Genomic DNA, 16,828 nt, shown 5'->3' on the forward strand with positions numbered 1-16,828 from the left:
CAGTTGAGTCTGACGGGACCGTAGCAGGATGCGAACGCTCCCGAACAGACCCTGCGAGAAAGATCCACACAACAGAACGGTCACGCCGACCCGGGCTGCGCTTGACCACGCCCGGTCACTACCAGCGGGACAGCTACTCCCCCGCCCGGCCGCCCGTCCGCCGGACCTCCGCCTGCCCCAGCAGCGTCTCGATGTGGTTGCGCGCCATGATGTCCACCTGCACATCGAGGTCCGCCCCGTACGTACGCAGACCCAGCATCAGGTGCTCGCGCATCCGCGTGGCCGCGAGTTCCTCGTCCCGCGCCTCGATCGCCTCGAAGATCTCCGGGTGATGCGGCACCCCGGGTTCCCCGATCGAGGGGTCCGAGTTCGAGCGGAGCATCATCTCGAACATCATCCCGCTGATCGACGACAGCATGATCCGCAGCACGGGATTCTTGCTCGCCACCGCAATCGCGTCATGGAACTCCATGTCCGCCTGCGCCTTGACCACGACATCCGTGGCCGACTCCAGGGCATCACGCGCGCCGCGCATCACGGCGATGTCGTCGTCCGAGGCATGCCTGGTCGCCAGACGGACCATCTCCACCTCCAACGGAAGCCGTGCCTCGATGAGCTGACGGACCGTCGGGCGCCCGGCGCGGTACAGCGCGTCATACCCCCTGGCCTGCCCCGAGCTCTGCTCACGCACGAAGGAACCACGCCCCGGCGCGACCTCGATGAGGTGCTGCGCCTCGAGCCGCCGCAGCACCTCGCGCACGACATTGCGACTGGAGCCGAACTGGGCAGCCAGCTCACGCTCGGAGGGCAACTTCGCCCCGACCTCGATCTCACCGGACCGGATCTCGTGTTCCAGCTGACGCGCGATCCGCTCCGTCAGCAGACCGCGCTCAGCGGGTTCGGAAAGACGACCCGGCTGTGCGGACTGCGGCGAAGGCGAGGAAGCGGACGGCTGCATCCCCGCAGCGTACAACCCACCCCAAAGTGTTGATCACCGCGCGGGGTGCGCGCACCCCGGCCCCGACACAAGGTGCGGCAGCCGGACACCAGGCACGGCAGCGCGGGTACAGTCCCCGCGAGCCGACCGAAGCCGGGGGCAGCATGGACAGCTCAGTCAGTCAGATCGTGATCGCGGTCCTCGGCATCGGCGGCACACTCGCCGCCGCCGTCATCACGCAACGCAGCGCCGACCGCGCCAGGGCCCGCGAGCTGGAGCACACCAGGCAACTCCAGCAGGACGAGCGCGAATACAACACGCGCCAGGGTCAGCTCGAGGCGCGGCGCACGTGCTACGCCACCCTCAGCGCCGGTACGCGCGACCTGGCCAACGTGATGACGAAGGTCCTCCACGCCTTGGAAAGCCATGAGGTGACCGAGGAGCTGCGATCGGACCTGGAGCGGGCCCGCCGGGAGCACCGGATGCGTCACGCCGAGGCCCAGATGGTGCTGCCCGACACGGTGGCGGAGGCGGCCAGCACGGCCAATCGCCACCTCGGCAATCTCTACGGCCTGCTCATGCGTCTCGATGGCGGCACCGCACGACCGGGCGAGAACCTGGCCTCCGCCCGGCAGAGCATGGACCAGCTGTGGGATCCCCTGTGGGGCATGCGCCGCATCATGCGTGCCGACCTCGGGATCACGGAACGCGACCAGAGCCCGTAAGGGCCGACGCACACCATCCCGTCAGCTCCCTCGGCCGATCTTGCAAGCGGCTGCCGACGGCATGTAAGAAACCCCGTGACGGAACTGACCGTCAGCCAACAACCCCCGCCTCGGACGGCAGCGCGGTGGTGATGTGAGAGGACCCACCGAGCGTGAACAGAACGGCGAGAAGCGGGGCTCTGCACGGGTGGCACGCGAGACCGGTCCTGAGCACTGCCGCGCTCGTGCTGATCGTCGGCGCAGGACTGACAGCTGATCACGCGTTCTTCGCCGACGACAGCACCGCGTCAGCTGTCCCCGCCGACTGCGACGCGGAGGTGGCCGACAGTATCGACCGCGCCAGGGCCGATCTGGTGTCCAAAGCCATCACGCCTCCGCCGAGCGGAACCGCGGAGCTTTCCATACGGGCCGTGCCGGCCGAGTGCCATGACGCACTGCGGCGCGTGGATGCCGTCATGGAAGAAGAACGCAAGAGACAGCTCAGCTGGGATGTGCGGATCGACCGGAGCCGTTTCTACATCGTCGAACAAGGCCCCGAACCCGACCTTCCGGAACCGGACTACCTGGCCAAGAAGGTAACGCGCCACCCCGGTCAGATCACCGTCGTCAGCCGCGTGCAGAACCACACTGCCCACGTGACACTGAAGATGACCGACCGCGCCGCCGCCCCGGAGGAAGACGGCTGGCAGCTTCTGTCGACGTCCGACTACCACCCGGTCCACAAGGGCGTCATGGCCGTCAGTGACGGCGGGTACCCCCTCCAGGGGATATCGGCCGACATGGACCTGCGGCCATCGGAACTGCACCTCGACCCCGCCAAGACCTACCGCGTCCACATCTACGCGCACGGCCGCGCCGACTCGGCAGAACGCCGGGCCGCCGCTGCCGAGGCGCAGGACTGGATGAAGTCGATGTCGGGCCTGGAGCGGTATTACGTGCTCTTCGTGCCGCTCGACACGTAGGCGGTCGGGCGGGTCAGCCCGGCCCGGCGGTTCAGCCCGGCCCGGCGGTTCAGCCCGGCCTGGTGGGTCAGCCCCAGGACACCGGCCACCAGCACCCACGCCAGCAGGGGGAATGCGGCGACCCTTTCCATGCCTCCCATGCCCAACCCGAGGTAGTTACGGGAGAGGAAGAGACCCAGGGCCACGAGCGCGGCCACACCCAGCAGGCTGGTCGCCCAGCGCAGTCGGCGAGGAACGGCGGCTGCGTAGCCACGTCCCGCCAGGCACAGGCCGATGTTGCCCAGGCACATGATGAGCAGGGCACCCAGGACGTGCTGGTTCTCGTTCACGTCCGCAGGGGCGAGGCCCGCCAAGATGAAGCCCACTCCGCCGGCGGCCAGCAGCAACCGGGCCGCGATCGCGGCCGCACCTCTGCGCCACAGACCGGCACCCGTCAGGGCCACTCCCACGACGAGCAGAGCCCCCAGGACGACGAACGCCCCGTTCATAAGGCCGTGTTCGGGAGAGCACACATACCGGGCCTCGGGGTCCGCCTGGATCGCGCAGTGCGCATTACCCAAGTCACTGATGTTGTACCGCGCCCAGCTGTACGGTTTCGCCCAGGCCGACTCGGCGATCCCGTGGATGACGAAGAACTGCACGACACCCACGATCCACGCCGCGTACCCGATCCGGGCCCTCAGATTTGCCGTCTCTGTGCGCTCAATTTCCATGCGTACAGCGGATCATGAGGCGCTCTGCCCCAGCACTCCGACGGCCCCCCGGACCAGGGGTAGGGGAAGCCCCCGACCGGGGTTCCGTCTGCGTCCAGTCGGTGCTGTCCGTCCTGCCCGGCGCCCGCGTCATGGCCACCGGCGGCGTCACGCTTGACGACGCGGGCGAGTGGCTGGCCGCGGGGGCGTTCACGGTGAGCATCGGCAGCGATCTGACCAAGGGGGATGTGGCAGCGAACGTACGGCGGCTGCGGGCACAGTTGGACTGAGAACCCCCGAAAGGCGGGGTCAGGCGCGAAAGCCGGCCCGCACTCAGGTCGTGCCGCGCCGCACCAAACGATGCGGCACGATCAGTTCCTGCGGAGGCACGGCGTTGTCCGGGCTGTATATGCGGTCCGCCAGGCACTGCAGGGACCGTTCGGCGATCTGCTGCTTGTCCGGGGCGATGGTGGTCAGCGGCGGGTGGCTGTAGCGGCCGTCCTCGATGTCGTCGAACCCGACGATCGCCAGGTCCTCGGGCACCCGCAGGCCTCGTTCGTGTGCCACGTGCAGGGCGCCCAGGGCGAGTTCGTCGCTGAAGGCGAACACGGCGTCGGGGGCGGTCGCTCCGTCGAGGAGTTCGGCCATGGCCTTGGCGCCGTCGGCCCGGTGCAGTGCGGCGACGGGGCGCTGGGCGTCGGGGAGTTGAGGAAGTCCGGCGCGGTCCAGCGCGCGGCGGTATCCCTCGGTGCGCAGCCGGGCGGTGCCGTTGTGCAGGTGGGGCTGCAGGCCGATGGCGGCGATGTGCCGTCGGCCGAGTCCGATCAGGTGGCTAGTGGCTTCGTCGGCGGCCGTGATGTTGTCGACGGCGACGCGGTCCGCCGCCCCTTGCGGACTGCGCTCGCCGAGCAGGACGAGGGGCACGGCGGGCGCGGTCGCGGCGAGTTCGGCCGGGTCCAGTGCCCAGGGGCTGATGATGAGGCCGTCGACCACGCGTCCGCCGCCCCGGGCGAGCAGCCGGCGTTCGGCGTCGGCGTCGCCCCCGGTCTGGTCGATGATCACGGTCCAGGAGCGGCGCTGGGCTTCCTGCACCAGGAGGCCTGCGAGTTCGCCGAAGTACGGCGAGTGCAGTTCGGGGATGGCCAGGCCGATGATGCCGGTGCGTCCTGCGCGCAGGCTGCGGGCAGCGAGGTTGGGGCTGTAGCCCAGTTCGTCGATCGCCTCCTGGACGCGCTCACGGGTCTCGGGCGCCACGGAGGCGGCTCCGCTGACGACGTTCGAGACGGTGCGCACGGAGACGCCGGCTCGGGCGGCCACATCCTTCAGACGACTGCTCACCACGTCATCCTTTCATGGGACACCGTTTACGAAGGGGGTACCCCGAAGGGTATTGCAACGTTGCATTCAACGATGCAATGTAGGGGCGGAAGCTCTGCTTGCAAGGAGGCAAGAGGATGACTGTGTCCGCATTTCCCGGCGTCCGCCCCGCTGACCTGGACGTCGACGTGACGCAGGACGTGGCGAACCTGTACACGGACGGCATCACCGCGCGGAAGGGAGCGTTCACCAAGGAGTGGGCCGACCGGCTGCGCGAGGACATCGAGGCCGCCTACCAGGAGGCGCGCTCCCGGCCCGACGGCGCCGTGGGCCGGGGCCCCCACCGCTACTACGTGGAGATCCACCCCGAGCAGCTGCGGGGATTCGTCGACCTGGTCGATCACCCCTGGGTCCGGTCGGTGGCCACCGCCGTCCTCGGCCCCGACTACCGCATCGTCGAACTCGGCTTCGACATACCGCTGGAAGGCGCGGTGAACCAGCCCTGGCACCGCGACTTCCCCAGCCCGCACGCGACGCGCACCGAGCGCCGCCTCACCTCCCTGGCCTTCAACGTCACCGCGGTCGACACCGCCGAGGACATGGGCCCCTTCGAGATCGCGCCGGGCACCCAGTGGGACGACGAACCCGACTTCAAGCACGGGATGTTCCCGCCCCGCGAACGCTTTTGCCGCTACGAGGAGCGCTCGGTGCGCAAGTACCCCCAGCGCGGCGACATATCGGCCCGCACCGCCCTGACCATCCACCGCGGCACCAAGAACGAGTCGGCCAAGGCGCGGCCCGTCCTCGTACTCGGCCTCGACGGCCCCGGCGCCGACAACGCCGACCGCCACGACACCGCGATCACGCGGGCCTACCGGGAGACGCTGCCGGAGCGGGTGCGCCGCCACCTGGACTGCCCGGTGGTCGGGGAACTGACGCCCATCACCCAGAAGCACACCATCGAGGGTCTGGTCATGGGCGATGCCTGAGGGGACTCTGACGGCCGACCGCTCCTCCTCGGCCCTCCCCACGGGCACGGGGCGTCCGCCGATGCTGGTCTACGCCGTCGCCGCCGTCTCGGCCCTCGGCGGCCTGCTCTTCGGCTACGACACCGGCATCATCTCCGGCGCCCTGCTGCACCTGCGCGACGACCTCGACCTCTCCTCGCGCGAACAGGAGATCGTCGTCAGCGTCATCCTGCTCGGCGCGATGGTGGGGGCGCTGGTCTCGGGGCGCACCGCGGTCCGGCACGGACGGCGCAAGGTCGTGGCGACCGTCGCGGTGATCTTCGCCGTCGGTGCGGTGGCGGCCGCGCTCGCCCCGGACGTGACGACACTGATCGCCGCCCGCTTCGTGCTCGGCCTCGCGGTGGGCGGCGCCTCGAACATGGTGCCCGTCTATATCGCGGAACTGGCTCCGGCGGCCGTGCGCGGCCGGCTCATGGTGCTCTTCCAGCTGATGGTCGCCATCGGCCAGCTCATCGCGTATCTCTGCGGCTGGGCCCTGTCCGGCAACGGCGACTGGCGCGTCATGTTCGCGCTCGCCGTCATCCCCGCCGTGGCCCTGGCGGCCGGCATGATGTTCCTGCCGGAGAGCCCGCGCTGGCTCATCGCGCAGAACCGTACCGAGGACGCGGTGCGTACGCTGCGACGGCTTCGCCCCGCCGGAGCGGACGTGACGGCGGAAGCGGCCGAGATCGCCGCAGTTACCACCAACGCCACATCGGAAGGCGGAAATTGGCGGCAGCTGCGTCAGCGGTGGCTGCGCCCGGCCCTCCTGATCGCGGTGGGCATCGCGGCCTTCTCCCAGCTCACCGGGATCAACGCCATCGTCTACTACGCGCCGACGATCCTGAACGACGCGGGCTTCGGCGACTCGGTATCGCTGCTGACCGGCATCGGGATCGGCGCCATGCTCGTCGTGGCGGGAGTGGTGGGCGCCATCGCGGTCGACAAGGCGGGGCGGCGGCGCACGATGCTGTGGTTCCTGCCCGGCTCGGCACTGGCCATGGGGGTGCTCGCGCTCGCCTTCAGCACCTCCACGGAGTCCGCCGCACAACGCTGGACCGTGATCATCTCGCTGTTCGCGTACATCCTGTTCAACGGCGTGGGGATGCAAGCCGTCGTCTGGCTGATCGGCCCGGAGATCCTGCCGCTGAGCGTGCGCGGCTCGGCCACCAGCCTGGCCACCCTGTCCTTGTGGGGCTTCGACCTCCTCATCGCCATGACCGCCCTGACGGCCATCAACGCCATCGGCCGCTCGGGCACCTTCCTCTTCTACGCGCTGATGAACGTCGCCTGCATCATCTTCGTGGCGCTGAAGGTGCCGGAGACGAAGGGCAAGAGTCTGGAGAGCATCGAGCAGGCACTGCACAGCCCGCTCGGCTTCCGCAGGGCGCTGGAGAAGAAGTGACGGTCCCGCGGACGGGATCAACGCAGCACTTCCGAGGGGTAGTTCACTGCCGTTGAGTCTCCCAGACCGGCCCACTCGGGTCGCACCAGCCTCTCGCCGGCTCGCTCCTCGGCAGCGAGCGCGGAGGTGGCCGCCAGCGCGAGGGCGCCAAGAGCGGCCGCCGCCCAGCTGAGTTGGGTGACAGCCGTGGGCAACGCCATCTGTGTGGTCAGCAGCCCGATGACGACGGCAGGCATTCCGGACCCGAGGTAGAAGAGGAGATAGAGCGCGGAGCCGACTCCGGCGCGGTGTTCGGCCGGTGTCCGTGCGTCCACGGCCCTGGCGGCGCCGCTGTAGGCGCACCCGTGGCCCGTACCGGCCAGCAGCGCGGAGCCCAGCGTGGCCGGGAGCGACACCGCTCCGGTGGCGGCCAGCAGAATCAGGCTTGCGGTCAGGATGGCGATGCCGACGAACTGGGCCGTACGGGCGGCGCAGTTGGCGGCGGCGAGCTGGGTCAGGACGGAACACAGAAGGATCATGGCCAGGACGCCGCCCGCGAGAGCAGGGTTGTCGCCGTGCGGGGTGTGCGCCAGGAGTGACGGCAGCAGGGCCAGGTAGATGCCCAGGACGGCCCACGCCAGAAACCCGTTGAGCCCTGCGACGGCGAACAGCCGCCGGGCGGCGCGCGGGATGTGCGGACGGGAGGGGCGCCAGCGCCGCATCGCACCGCGCGTCGCCGCCTGCCCGGGCGTGACCCGGCGCAGGCGAAGCCACACCCACACCAGCACGGACAGGTGCAGCAGGTAGGGCGTGACGAGGGGGCCGGGGCCGTACTGGGCGAGCAGCCCGCCGACGGCAGGGCCGACCGCCGTGCCCGCGGCGAAGACCAGGCTGACCAGGAGCGGGCCGCCGATGCGGGCCGCCGGGCCGAGGTGCCGGGTGATGAGTGCCTGGGCCGCGCCGGTGGCGGCACCCAGGGCGAGTGCCTGGCCGATGCGCCCGGCGAAGAGCCAGCCGATGTCGTCGGCCACCAGGAAGCAGCAGGAGCCGGCCGCGGCGAGCAGGAGGCTCAGGCGGAGCACGGGCCGGTGGCCGAGCACGTCCGCCGCAGGTCCGCACAGCAGCAGGGCAGGTCCGCTGACGAGCGCGAACGTGGCGAACAGCAACGTCGTACCCAGGTCGCCGTACCCGAAGAGCCGCTGGTAGTCGGGGTAGAGAGGGCTGGGCAGATAGGCGCCCAGGGTCAGCACCATCACCAGAAGCGCGGCGGTTCGCACCGCTTGCCGGTCGCTGCGGGCCGAAGCACTCAGGTCAGTCACGGTGTTCAGTGTGCTGCGCCCAAGCCGCAAAGAAAATCAAACATTTATGAAGCGGATCATGCAAAATAGTTTCATGATCGATTCTCGACTCCGGGTGCTGCAGCTGGTCGCCGAACACGGCACCGTGACCGGCGCGGCCCAAGCCCTCCACCTCACGCCGTCCGCCGTCTCCTACCAACTGCGCCAGCTCGGCGCCGACGTGGGCGTACAGCTCGTGGTGCAGCAGGGGCGCGGCATCCGGCTGACGAACGCCGCCCGCATCCTGCTGCGGCACACCGAGCGCCTGCGGGAACAGTGGGAACTGGCCCGCGCCGAGCTGGCGACCGCCGACGCCCAGCACCCCGGCCAGCTGACCCTGTGCGGCTTCTCTACGGCCGCCAGCAGACTCCTGCCCCCGGCGGCAGCCTCCCTCCGCCAGGCCCACCCCGGCCTGGCCGTCCGCATCATCGAAGCCGAGCCCGACCGCTGCTTCGACCTGCTGCTCTCCGAGGAAGCCGACCTCGCACTGCTCGTCGTCACGGCGGACTCACCCCCCATGACAGACCACCGCTTCGACCAACAGCCGCTCCTGGACGACCCGTTGGACCTGGTCGTCTCACAAGACCACCCCCTGGCCCGCCGACGGCACGTCACCCTCGCCGACGCCGCCAGGGAGCCCTGGATCGTGGGAACCCCGGGCACGACGTACCACCAACTCGTACTCGCAGCCTGCCTGAGCGCCGGCTTCACCCCCGACATCGCCCACCACGCCGATGAGTGGGACACGGGCACCGCCTTGGTCGCTCACGGCTTCGGAGTGATCCTCGTGCCACGCCTGGCCCGGCTGCGCGAGGACTCACCGGTCATACGCATCCCGCTGCGCGGGGAGCCGGCCCCGGCCCGCCGCATCACGGCCGTCACACGCCTCGGCGCCCGTGACATCCCGCGCCTCCAGCACGCGGTCGAGATCATTACGGCGACCGCGACCGAGACACTGCCGGGAACGGCCGACCGCATCTAGCGAGGTCACACTTCGGTCGACACGCCCGCGTTGAGGAGGATCTCGCGCGCCGACAGAGCGGTGCTCTCAGCGGCGGTCAGACCGGAGGCCGCCAAGTGGGCATCCACGATCCGCACACCGGCCACGTATCCGGCGAAGTCCGGCAACCCCACGGGCTGCTGCCCCATGAGCTGTGCGGTGGCATCACCGAGTACGTACGCAGTCAGCTTCTCCATCCCGGCCACGTCGATATCCGCAGTGATCTTCTCGTAGGCGTCGTCCAGTTCGGCACCGGTCAGCGCCGTCGCCCACGGCCCCATGGCCTGCTCACCGGCCACCTCCCGCACGAACGCCTCGGCAAGCCCTTCGCTGACGACCCACTCCCCGACCGTGACGGCCATCGGATTCCAGGCGACGTTCGCGTAGCGCACGTTGTGGTGCAGTTCATGCGCGGCGCCGTGCCTGATCTTCTTCAGGCTCGTGTCGGTGGGCCACATCGTCAGATGGATGGCACCCGGGAACCCGCCCGCACCGAAATACCCGGCGCTGCGCTCCGTCAGGTGCTTGTCGTCGGGATCGCCCAGTACGAGGACGACGTGCACGGTCTCGGCGTGCTTGATGCCCGGCACCGCAGCGTCGATCCGCTCCCACGAGGCGGCGAGAGAGTCCTCGATCTGGTTCCACGCCCCCGCGTCCCGCATCTCGCGCAGGGCGGTCAGATAGCGCGGATCCTCACGATCGAGCCGGAAACCACTGCCCATGCGGTGCATCTCGACCAGGTCTACATCGCCCACCGCGGCCATCGCGCTCTGGAGCGGACTGAGCATTTCCCGAAGGGCGTCGGGCCGCTCCTGCAGCGGTCGCTGAAAGAGATCGAGCATGGCGGACGCCGTGTCATGAACAACAATCTTCATGACGCGAGACCGTAGGACCTCACGCTGCGGGAGGTGCAAGCAGCTTTGGGACTGCGTCCCTCAGTAAGGGCTGGGGATGCCGTGAGTCTCCAGAGCGGTGGTGCAGGGAGTCAGCAGGTCGCCGGGCCTACTTCACCTTCCCTTCCCAGTGCCGGCCATCGTGATCGAAGTCGGGTTTGACCTCGAGGTCAACCTTGCTGAGATGACCGCGCGGGATGTCGAAGGCGAACTCGGCGGTGGCGTTCGCGTCCGGTGACACGCTGCCCTCTATCCCGACGTCGAGGTTCTTTTGGGAGTCATAAATCCGAGGGCACGACTCCCCGTCCTCGCCGGACTTCACGAATACCTGCATCAGTACGGCGTCGAAGGGCTCATCGGTGCCGTTGTGGACCTTGATGCGCCATTTCACGGCCTGATTATTGGGCTCGTGCCCGGCGGCACTGTCCGAGGGCGTGAACTTCGTCGGCTTCCACGTGGTGACGGTCAGGCCGTCGTCCCACTTCTTGGTGTCTCCCCAGGAGCCCGCCTCATCAGCCGTCGGTGGCAGTGAAGGAGGAGCTGCCACGGCCATGCTGCCGCCGGCTCCCAGGAGGCATGCAGTCATCGCGGCGACCGACAGGCGGGCGACCGCGGAGGTGCGTATGCCGTTCATACCTCCAGGATCCGCCCGGCTCGGGACTCGGTCGACCGGAGCAGGCGTCGTCGCTCCCGGCGGCCTACGGCTCCGGGACACCGAGACCGGAGTCACCGCACTGCCCGGATGCTGCAACGGCCTGGAGAACTGGCGGGACTGGCTTGATCTGCTGGACGGCGAAGAGCCGTGGCTGGGCCACGATCCCACGCCGGGCGTGGAGCATCTCGGAGCGACCGTCCGTTTGTGGCCTGACGGGGATGACCGGGAAGGGATCCCCATCTTGCTGCCCCTTGCGCAGTTGCCGGCGCTCCTGCGTTCCGTTCAGGAGCAGCTCGTCGGTTTCCTGTCTTCCGTCGAAGAATGGACCACCCGATACGCCCCGCCCCTGGCCACTGCGGTGGCGGCAAAGCTCAGCGAAGACCTGGCCATAGGCGGCCCTCTGCATCTGCAGGGTGAGGAAGGCTGAGGTACCGCCGCCTCGAAGTGGTGCTCATTCCGGCGCGGCGGGCCTGTCATGGCCGCCACGGTAAAGGATCCGCCCGAGGGTGACCGCAGTTCCTCCTGACTATTGACCTTGCCCGGATGTGAGGGCCAACAGTGGTCTACAGCGACCACGCCGACCGACGAGTTGGCGGTGTCTTGCTCTGACCAACCCTCACGAGAGGAGCCTGGATGGATGACAACACGCTCATGGCGGAGCAGATGGCCTACTACAAGGCCGCCGCAGCCGAATACGACCGCCCCTATGCAGAGCGCGAAGACCTGCAACAGTTACTGACCCTCGTCGATGAGCTCCCTATCTCCGGTGACGTGCTGGAGCTGGCCTGCGGAACCGGTCAATGGACTCCGCGGCTCGCCACGCGGGCGCGTTCGGTGACGGCGGTCGACGCGGCACCCGAAGTACTGGCCATCGCCCGCGAACGCACCGGATCCTCCGCCGTGCAGTTCCTCGAGGCCAACCTGTTCGAGTGGCAGCCGCCACGACGCTACGACACGGTGTTCTTCGCGTTCTGGCTCTCCCATGTCCCGCCGACGCGGTGGCCCGAATTCTGGAGCATCGTCGCCGCCGCCCTCGCGCCGGGCGGCAAAGCGATCTTCATCGACGACGGCCCCGCTGAAGTGGCAAGGGAGGAAGTCCTCGCGACCGACTCGTCGTCCCCGGCAGTGCTGCGCCGACTCGACGACGGCAGCCAGTACCGCATCGTGAAGGTGTTCCACGATGCCCGGACGCTCACGGACGACCTGACGGCGCTGGGGTGGTCGGCCCATGTCCGGCCGATGGCCGGTAGCTACGTCGGAATCGCAGAGCCGCCGCATCGCGCCTGAAGGAGGCTGCTCAGTGTTTGTGCCGCTCATTGCGAAGGGGAGCAGCCGCGGCCAAGCAGTCCGCGCAAGACGCACACGCACGGTACGAACAGGTGCGGAACCAGGTGCAGGACGTTCAGGCGATCATCGCCAGTACGGGCCGAACCGGCGCGCTGGACCGTCAGGGCACGCTGCCGCAACGAATCCGGCAAGAAGTCACCGCCGTCGTGTCATCTCACATCCCGTCCAGTGACAGCCCCGTCTCGGAGGAATGAATGACGAACGCCGAACAGCCGCTGGCCGGGAAGATCGCCCTGGTCGCGGGAGGCACCCGGGGCGGGGGTCGGGGCATCGCCGTCGCACTCGGGGCGGCGGGTGCCACCGTGTACGTCACCGGCCGCAGCAGCAGGGCCGGACGCTCCGACATGGAGCGCCCGGAAACCATCGAGGACACCGCCGAGCAGATCACCGCAGCCGGCGGCACCGGTATCGCCGTGCGCACCGACCACAGCCGCCCGCAGGACGTCCGCGCGCTGGTCGACCGGATCGCGGCAGAGCAGCACGGCCGGCTCGACATCCTGGTCAACTCCGTGTGGGGCGGCGACCCGCTCACCGACTGGGAGCACCCCTTGTGGGAGCAGGACCTCGACACCGGCCTGCGGCTGCTGCGCCAGGCCGTGGAGACCCATGTGATCACCAGCCGGTTCGCGCTTCCGTTGATGGTGGCCCGTAAGAGCGGTCTGGTGGTGGAAGTCACCGACGGCAACACCGCCCGGTACCGGGGCTCGTTCTTCTACGACCTTGCGAAGTCTGCCGTGATCCGCCTCGCCGTGGCCCAGGCCGCGGAGCTGGAGCAGCATGGCGTCGCGGCGGTGGCCATCACACCCGGCTTCCTGCGCTCGGAGGCCATGCTGGAGGGCTTCGGTGTCACCGAGGCCAACTGGCGTGACGGCGCGGCCAAGGACCCCCACTTCGCCCACTCCGAGACCCCCGCCTACCTGGGTCGAGCCGTCGCCGCCCTGGCTGCGGACCCGCGCATCATGACCAAGACCGGACGAGCCCTGGCCACCTGGGGTCTGTACAAGGAGTACGGCTTCACCGATGCGGATGGCAGCCAACCCGACTGGTCCGCTCATTGGGCGGACGCCTTGGAGGAGCAGTACGGGCCGCTCGGGGAACCCCTGTAACCCCGCTTCCGGCGGCCCATTGGCAGCTGCAGTCAGTAGTCCCGCCGAGTCTTGGACACGCAAGAGCAGCACACGCCCGGAACCCGGAAGCATCGACTCAGCCCTCACGAGGTGGATTTCAGCCGACCCCGGCCGACTCGTTCCTCGCCCGCATCCGGTCGACGCACCACGCCGCCACGCCCACCACTACCGCCGCTCCGGCCGCGTACACCGGCAGCCACAGCGTCGTGGTGGCGGACAAGCAGTCGGCGATGGCCACGTGGCTCTGGGCGTCCTGTGCTTGCGCCAGGGCGGCCGGGTCGCGGGTGGCCAGGTTCGACAGGGCTGCCTCCGTGCGGATGCTCTCGTAGGTGCCCAGCGCGTCACACCTGTCGCGCGTGCCCGGCATCGGAAACAGCCACGCCCAGCGCTGCAGCATGGGGGCCAGCGCGATGGCCACGCACAGGCCGACGACCGCTGAATACGCCGTCAGATTCCGCACGTACGTGGCGCGCAGGCCGGGCATCCACACCGGCAGGCGGTAGAAGCAGAACACCACCACGAGCAGCGTTGCCCCGATGTACGTGGCGAACCACTGCCAGGAGCCTTGCGCGAGTATGGCCGTCAGTACGGCCGCGAGCGCGATGCCGATGACGCCCGGCTGGTCAGCGGCGCCGAGGCCCCCTCCGGGCGATGCCGGGTCCTTCCGGGCGCCCCGAGTCTTGTGACCGTCCACCGTTCACCGTCCTGCAGCCCGATGCGGCCCTCAGTGTCCAGAGGCAGCACGTCCCCGGACCGAAGCCATACCGGGGAGGCCTTGCAGTCCCGCCCGATTGGCGGGGCTTCCCCGGATCGCCGGGCATCCACCTCCACCTCAGCACCAGCGCGGCGTCGTCAGTTCTTAAGGTGCAGGTATGCACAGGACCACCTCCCTCCCCGTCCCCGTACGCAGCAGCCGCTTCTCGGTGCTCGTCCCGAAGGGCGGCGCGGTATGACCCTCAACCAGTTGCGGGCCTTCGTCGAGGCCGAACGGCTCGGGTCCTTCACCGCTGCCGCGCAGGCCATGGACATCGCCCAGGCGTCCGCGTCCGAGCTGGTCCGGCGCCTGGAGACGGAGCTGGAGGCGGAGCTGTTCCTGCGCGGCAGCCGCACCCTGACCCTGACCGCGGCGGGGCGCGAACTGCTGCCGTACGCCCAGGAGTCGCTGGCGGCGGCCGACAGCGGGACGCGGGCCGTGCACTCCCTCGGGTCGCTGGGCGGCGGCACCGCCACCTTCGGAGTGCTGCGCAACGCCGACTACTACCTGCTCTCCAACCTCGTGCAGATGTTCCATGCCCGGTATCCGGCCGTCCGCGTACGGCTCGTGGGCCAGAACTCCGCCGAGACCGCCCTGGCCGTCGCGGCGGGGCAGATCGAGGCGGGCCTGGTCATTCTGCCCATCGACGACGAAGGGCTGGCCATCACTCCCCTCATGCGCGACGAAGTGTTCTTCGTCAGCGCGAGCGCCGAGCGCACCAGCGCTCCCGTGACCATCGAGGCCTTCTCCCGCGCGCCGCTCGTGCTGTACGACGCGCACTACGGCTGGAAGGACCCGACCCGGCGCCAGCTCGCCGAGCGCGCCCAGCTCGCCGGAGCCCGTATCGACCCTCTCATTGAGCTCGAACACGTAGAAGCGGCGCTGAAGTTGGCGGCAGCCGGTGTCGGCGACACGATCGCGAGCCGGGCGGTCATCGACAGTCCCACCTTCCCCGCCGGACTGCACACCGCGCCCTTCGCCGAGCCCCTCTACGACACCATCGCGCTCGTCCGGCGCCGCGGCCGCCCGCTCTCCCGCGCCACCCGCGAACTCGCCCGCCTCGCAGAGGACACCATCCGTGAGATCGGCAGCGGGCTGCTGACCTGAGGCACCGCACCTGTTGCGCGCCATCCACGGCTCCGCACCAGTACCGTGCACGCCCATCCCACTGCCACAGGGAAACCCTGTGGCAGTCGCAGGAATCGCCCCTCTAGTCCTGTGGCACAGCCGCGTCTACCGTCCCGCATATGCAGATCACGCACGACGAACAGAAGACCCTCGCTCCCTTCCAGTGGCTCAAGAAGCCGGAGGTCGACGGTCCCCCCGCGCAGCGCGACCCCAAGGTGGTCGAGCGCGTCTCGCAGATGCTGAAGGAGATCGAGACCAAGGGCATGGACGCGGTCCGTGCCTACGGCAAGGAGCTGGACGGCTGGTCCGGCGAGCTCGAGATCGGGGCGGCCGAGCTCAAGAAGTCGGGCGACGCCCTGCCCGCCGACGTCCGCACCGCCCTGGAGATGGGCTACGAGCGCACGCACCGCTTCGCCTCCGCGCAGCGCGAGCACTTGACCGACTTCGAGATCGAGCTGGCCCCCGGAGTGGCCGGCGGCCAGCGCTACGTCCCGGTGTCGCGGGTCGGCGCCTACCTCCCGGCCGGGCGCTTCCCGCTCCTGGCCAGTGCCTTCATGACCGTGGGCGTCGCCAAGACGGCCGGTGTGCCCACCGTGGTGGCGTGCACTCCGCCCTCGGGCGAGCACGGCGCCCACCCGGCCGTGCTCTACGGTGCCTACCTCTCCCGCGCCGACCGCGTCTTCGCCGTCGGCGGTGTGCAGGCCCTGGGCGCGATGGCGTTCGGTCTGCTCGGTGAGGCCCCGGTCGACATGCTGGTCGGTGCCGGCAACGCCTTCGTCACGGAGGCCAAGCGGCAGTTGTTCGGGCAGGTCGGCATCGACCTCCTCGCGGGGCCGTCCGAGGTGGCCGTCATCGCCGACGACACCGCCGACCCGGTCTGGGTCGCCGCGGACCTGCTGGGCCAGGCCGAGCACGGCCCGAACTCCCCGGCCGCGCTGATCACCACCTCGGAGAAGCTGGGCCGGGCGGTCGTCGCGGAGATGGACCGCCAGCTGGAGACGCTCGCCACCCGTGACATCGCCGGGCCCGCCTGGCGCGACTTCGGCTCCGTCGTCGTGGTGCGCGACCGGGACCAGGCCGTCGCCGTGTCGGACATCCTGGGCCCCGAGCACCTGGAGATCCAGACGGAGGACGACGACTTCTACCTGAACAACCTCACCAACTACGGCTCGGTCTTCCTGGGCCCCTGGTCCACCGTCGCCTACTCCGACAAGGGCATCGCCGGCACGAACCACGTGCTGCCGACCGGCAAGACGGCCCGCTACAACGCGGGGCTCTCCGTCTCGCGCTTCCTCAAGCCGCTCACGTACCAGCGGGCCGCCAAGGAGGGCACGGCGTCTCTGGCGCCCGCCGTCGAGCGGATCTCCGCCTTCGAGGGCCTCGCCGCCCACGGTGCGACCGCCACGATCCGCATCGACCGGATCGGCCGCACGTCCGGAGCGTTCGACGCGATCCCGGACGCGCTGCGCGAGCAGCTCTGATCCAGTCCTCCGCCCCGCCCCCGTGCCGGCCGCCGCCTCGCCTCTGTGCCGGCTCCGGCCGGGGGCGGGGGGTTCCGGCGCC

Annotated in this window: 18 protein-coding genes; 11 read left to right on the forward strand and 7 right to left on the reverse strand. The window is 69.7% G+C overall.

The features are described from left to right. Positions 1–133: 133 nt before the first annotated feature. Positions 134–958: a FadR/GntR family transcriptional regulator gene (locus ACWFR3_RS38545; protein ID WP_453739362.1), complete on the reverse strand. Its 825-nt coding sequence runs from the start codon at positions 956–958 to the stop codon at positions 134–136. A gap of 143 nt (positions 959–1,101) precedes the next feature. Here ACWFR3_RS38545 and ACWFR3_RS38550 point away from each other — a divergent pair, with 143 nt between their 5' ends. Both ACWFR3_RS38550 and ACWFR3_RS38555 read left to right on the forward strand, forming a co-directional pair. Continuing rightward, a complete protein-coding gene (locus tag ACWFR3_RS38550; protein WP_453739363.1) occupies positions 1,102–1,662 on the forward strand; it encodes a hypothetical protein in 561 nt (186 codons plus the stop codon). Between the two features lie 152 nt (positions 1,663–1,814). Then, entirely contained in the window at positions 1,815–2,624 is an 810-nt protein-coding gene (locus ACWFR3_RS38555) for a hypothetical protein (RefSeq protein WP_453739364.1), read from the forward strand. Here ACWFR3_RS38555 and ACWFR3_RS38560 read toward each other — a convergent pair. Beyond that, a complete protein-coding gene (locus ACWFR3_RS38560) occupies positions 2,594–3,337 on the reverse strand; it encodes a DUF998 domain-containing protein (RefSeq protein WP_453739365.1) in 744 nt (247 codons plus the stop codon). The two genes, ACWFR3_RS38555 and ACWFR3_RS38560, sit on opposite strands and share 31 nt — an antisense overlap. 101 nt (positions 3,338–3,438) lie before the next feature. Between ACWFR3_RS38560 and ACWFR3_RS38565 the strand changes: the two genes are divergently transcribed. Continuing rightward, positions 3,439–3,606 (forward strand): hypothetical protein, encoded by a 168-nt coding sequence (locus tag ACWFR3_RS38565; RefSeq protein ID WP_453739366.1) that lies wholly within the window; start codon positions 3,439–3,441, stop codon positions 3,604–3,606. A 43-nt stretch (positions 3,607–3,649) separates the two neighbouring features. On the opposite strand, the gene ACWFR3_RS38570 is transcribed toward ACWFR3_RS38565, so the two are convergent. After that, positions 3,650–4,654 (reverse strand): LacI family DNA-binding transcriptional regulator, encoded by a 1,005-nt coding sequence (locus ACWFR3_RS38570; protein ID WP_453739367.1) that lies wholly within the window; start codon positions 4,652–4,654, stop codon positions 3,650–3,652. A 116-nt stretch (positions 4,655–4,770) separates the two neighbouring features. Here ACWFR3_RS38570 and ACWFR3_RS38575 point away from each other — a divergent pair, with 116 nt between their 5' ends. Both ACWFR3_RS38575 and ACWFR3_RS38580 read left to right on the forward strand, forming a co-directional pair. Further along, a complete protein-coding gene (locus ACWFR3_RS38575; RefSeq protein WP_453739368.1) occupies positions 4,771–5,622 on the forward strand; it encodes a phytanoyl-CoA dioxygenase family protein in 852 nt (283 codons plus the stop codon). Next, the gene (locus ACWFR3_RS38580; protein ID WP_453739369.1) at positions 5,615–7,045 is read left to right on the forward strand and encodes a sugar porter family MFS transporter; all 1,431 of its coding nucleotides are present in this window, start codon (positions 5,615–5,617) and stop codon (positions 7,043–7,045) included. Before ACWFR3_RS38575 ends, ACWFR3_RS38580 begins: the two co-directional genes overlap by 8 nt. 17 nt (positions 7,046–7,062) lie before the next feature. Here ACWFR3_RS38580 and ACWFR3_RS38585 read toward each other — a convergent pair whose 3' ends face one another. Beyond that, positions 7,063–8,343, reverse strand: coding sequence for an MFS transporter (locus ACWFR3_RS38585; protein WP_453739370.1), 1,281 nt, complete (start codon positions 8,341–8,343; stop codon positions 7,063–7,065). Positions 8,344–8,416: 73 nt separating this feature from the next. Here ACWFR3_RS38585 and ACWFR3_RS38590 point away from each other — a divergent pair, with 73 nt between their 5' ends. Next, positions 8,417–9,343: a LysR family transcriptional regulator gene (locus ACWFR3_RS38590; RefSeq protein WP_453739371.1), complete on the forward strand. Its 927-nt coding sequence runs from the start codon at positions 8,417–8,419 to the stop codon at positions 9,341–9,343. Between the two features lie 5 nt (positions 9,344–9,348). On the opposite strand, the gene ACWFR3_RS38595 is transcribed toward ACWFR3_RS38590, so the two are convergent. Both ACWFR3_RS38595 and ACWFR3_RS38600 read right to left on the reverse strand, forming a co-directional pair. Continuing rightward, entirely contained in the window at positions 9,349–10,236 is an 888-nt protein-coding gene (locus tag ACWFR3_RS38595; protein WP_453739372.1) for a DUF2268 domain-containing protein, read from the reverse strand. A 127-nt stretch (positions 10,237–10,363) separates the two neighbouring features. After that, the gene (locus ACWFR3_RS38600; RefSeq protein WP_453739373.1) at positions 10,364–10,807 is read right to left on the reverse strand and encodes a DUF4352 domain-containing protein; all 444 of its coding nucleotides are present in this window, start codon (positions 10,805–10,807) and stop codon (positions 10,364–10,366) included. Between ACWFR3_RS38600 and ACWFR3_RS38605 the strand changes: the two genes are divergently transcribed. The 3 genes from ACWFR3_RS38605 (at position 10,806) to ACWFR3_RS38615 (ending at position 13,362) form a co-directional block, all read left to right on the forward strand. Beyond that, complete coding sequence (locus ACWFR3_RS38605) at positions 10,806–11,336, forward strand: hypothetical protein (protein ID WP_453739374.1); 531 nt, start codon at positions 10,806–10,808, stop codon at positions 11,334–11,336. The genes ACWFR3_RS38600 and ACWFR3_RS38605 overlap by 2 nt on opposite strands. Before the next feature lie 206 nt (positions 11,337–11,542). Beyond that, positions 11,543–12,196 carry a class I SAM-dependent methyltransferase gene (locus ACWFR3_RS38610; protein WP_453739375.1) on the forward strand — a complete coding sequence of 218 codons (654 nt, stop codon included), beginning with the start codon at positions 11,543–11,545 and terminating at the stop codon, positions 12,194–12,196. 254 nt (positions 12,197–12,450) lie between these two features. Beyond that, positions 12,451–13,362: an SDR family oxidoreductase gene (locus tag ACWFR3_RS38615; RefSeq protein WP_453739376.1), complete on the forward strand. Its 912-nt coding sequence runs from the start codon at positions 12,451–12,453 to the stop codon at positions 13,360–13,362. A gap of 118 nt (positions 13,363–13,480) precedes the next feature. On the opposite strand, the gene ACWFR3_RS38620 is transcribed toward ACWFR3_RS38615, so the two are convergent. Continuing rightward, the gene (locus tag ACWFR3_RS38620) at positions 13,481–14,077 is read right to left on the reverse strand and encodes a hypothetical protein (RefSeq protein WP_453739377.1); all 597 of its coding nucleotides are present in this window, start codon (positions 14,075–14,077) and stop codon (positions 13,481–13,483) included. A gap of 255 nt (positions 14,078–14,332) precedes the next feature. Here ACWFR3_RS38620 and ACWFR3_RS38625 point away from each other — a divergent pair, with 255 nt between their 5' ends. Together ACWFR3_RS38625 and hisD are read left to right on the forward strand one after the other, a co-directional pair. Continuing rightward, positions 14,333–15,244 carry a LysR family transcriptional regulator gene (locus tag ACWFR3_RS38625; protein ID WP_453739378.1) on the forward strand — a complete coding sequence of 304 codons (912 nt, stop codon included), beginning with the start codon at positions 14,333–14,335 and terminating at the stop codon, positions 15,242–15,244. Between the two features lie 140 nt (positions 15,245–15,384). Continuing rightward, positions 15,385–16,746 carry a histidinol dehydrogenase gene (gene hisD, locus ACWFR3_RS38630; RefSeq protein WP_453739379.1) on the forward strand — a complete coding sequence of 454 codons (1,362 nt, stop codon included), beginning with the start codon at positions 15,385–15,387 and terminating at the stop codon, positions 16,744–16,746. Positions 16,747–16,828 lie beyond the last annotated feature (82 nt).

It is taken from the genome of Streptomyces sp. NPDC055189, from assembly GCF_053606765.1.

Coding starts and splice junctions, on each gene's coding strand:
- ACWFR3_RS38575 (WP_453739368.1), top strand. CDS start 4,771: ATGACTGTGTCCGCATTTCCCGGCGTCCGCCCCGCTGACCTGGACGTC.
- ACWFR3_RS38590 (WP_453739371.1), top strand. CDS start 8,417: ATGATCGATTCTCGACTCCGGGTGCTGCAGCTGGTCGCCGAACACGGC.
- ACWFR3_RS38625 (WP_453739378.1), top strand. CDS start 14,333: ATGACCCTCAACCAGTTGCGGGCCTTCGTCGAGGCCGAACGGCTCGGG.
- ACWFR3_RS38550 (WP_453739363.1), top strand. CDS start 1,102: ATGGACAGCTCAGTCAGTCAGATCGTGATCGCGGTCCTCGGCATCGGC.
- ACWFR3_RS38545 (WP_453739362.1), bottom strand. CDS start 958: ATGCAGCCGTCCGCTTCCTCGCCTTCGCCGCAGTCCGCACAGCCGGGT.
- ACWFR3_RS38615 (WP_453739376.1), top strand. CDS start 12,451: ATGACGAACGCCGAACAGCCGCTGGCCGGGAAGATCGCCCTGGTCGCG.
- ACWFR3_RS38610 (WP_453739375.1), top strand. CDS start 11,543: ATGGATGACAACACGCTCATGGCGGAGCAGATGGCCTACTACAAGGCC.
- ACWFR3_RS38580 (WP_453739369.1), top strand. CDS start 5,615: ATGCCTGAGGGGACTCTGACGGCCGACCGCTCCTCCTCGGCCCTCCCC.
- hisD (WP_453739379.1), top strand. CDS start 15,385: ATGCAGATCACGCACGACGAACAGAAGACCCTCGCTCCCTTCCAGTGG.
- ACWFR3_RS38600 (WP_453739373.1), bottom strand. CDS start 10,807: ATGGCCGTGGCAGCTCCTCCTTCACTGCCACCGACGGCTGATGAGGCG.
- ACWFR3_RS38605 (WP_453739374.1), top strand. CDS start 10,806: ATGCTGCCGCCGGCTCCCAGGAGGCATGCAGTCATCGCGGCGACCGAC.
- ACWFR3_RS38595 (WP_453739372.1), bottom strand. CDS start 10,236: ATGAAGATTGTTGTTCATGACACGGCGTCCGCCATGCTCGATCTCTTT.
- ACWFR3_RS38560 (WP_453739365.1), bottom strand. CDS start 3,337: ATGGAAATTGAGCGCACAGAGACGGCAAATCTGAGGGCCCGGATCGGG.